The sequence below is a fragment of the Shewanella sp. SW32 genome (assembly GCF_025653365.1).
GTDB classification, from domain to species: Bacteria; Pseudomonadota; Gammaproteobacteria; order Enterobacterales; family Shewanellaceae; genus Shewanella; species Shewanella oncorhynchi.
This window is the reverse complement of record NZ_JAKKSJ010000108.1, coordinates 1-642: the sequence shown is the minus strand read 5'-3', so window position 1 is coordinate 642 and position 642 is coordinate 1. Positions and strand designations below refer to the sequence as shown.

General features: G+C 42.5%; 1 tRNA gene and 1 rRNA gene. Both read left to right on the top strand.

Annotated features, from left to right (window positions below):
• The first annotated feature begins 1 nt into the window (after window position 1).
• A tRNA-Ala gene (locus L5M28_RS24065) sits at window positions 2–77 on the top strand.
• Window positions 78–439: 362 nt separating this feature from the next.
• Window positions 440–642 (top strand): 23S ribosomal RNA (locus L5M28_RS24060); the annotation flags it as partial.

The window sequence follows — 642 nt, the reverse complement described above, 5'->3', positions numbered from 1 at the left end:
TGGGGCTATAGCTCAGCTGGGAGAGCGCCTGCCTTGCACGCAGGAGGTCTGCGGTTCGATCCCGCATAGCTCCACCATTTACACCTTATTCTGACTTTATTGCAAAGTAATAAGGCATATGCACTATGGATAGAGATGCCAAAGATAAACTTAAAAATTATCTTTGGCTTTTTTAAGCCCGCTCTTTAACAATTTGGAAAGCTGATAGTATTTAATTGCATGAGTCTGTCATGTRATTAATTACAAAACGTTTAATGCGCAAGCATTGAACATGAGTTCTCAAACACTTTATTAAGTGTCTTGAATATTCAAAAGTAAATTATTCTTTATTGGATAGTTTACGTCTAAGGCGCGTCCACTTCTTTGGTCAGAAGTGAGACAAGTAAAACCAAGCTGGTCGCAATGCGRCTCAGATGAGTGAAACTCATTTGGGTTGTATGGTTAAGCGACTAAGCGTATACGGTGGATGCCTTGGCAGTCAGAGGCGATGAAGGACGTAGTAACTTGCGAAAAGCGTTGGCGAGCTAGTAACAAGCATTTGAGCTAACGATGTCCGAATGGGGGAACCCAGCAGCATAAGCTGTTATCGCAACATGAATACATAGTGTTGCGAGGCGAACGAGGGGAACTGAAACATCTAAG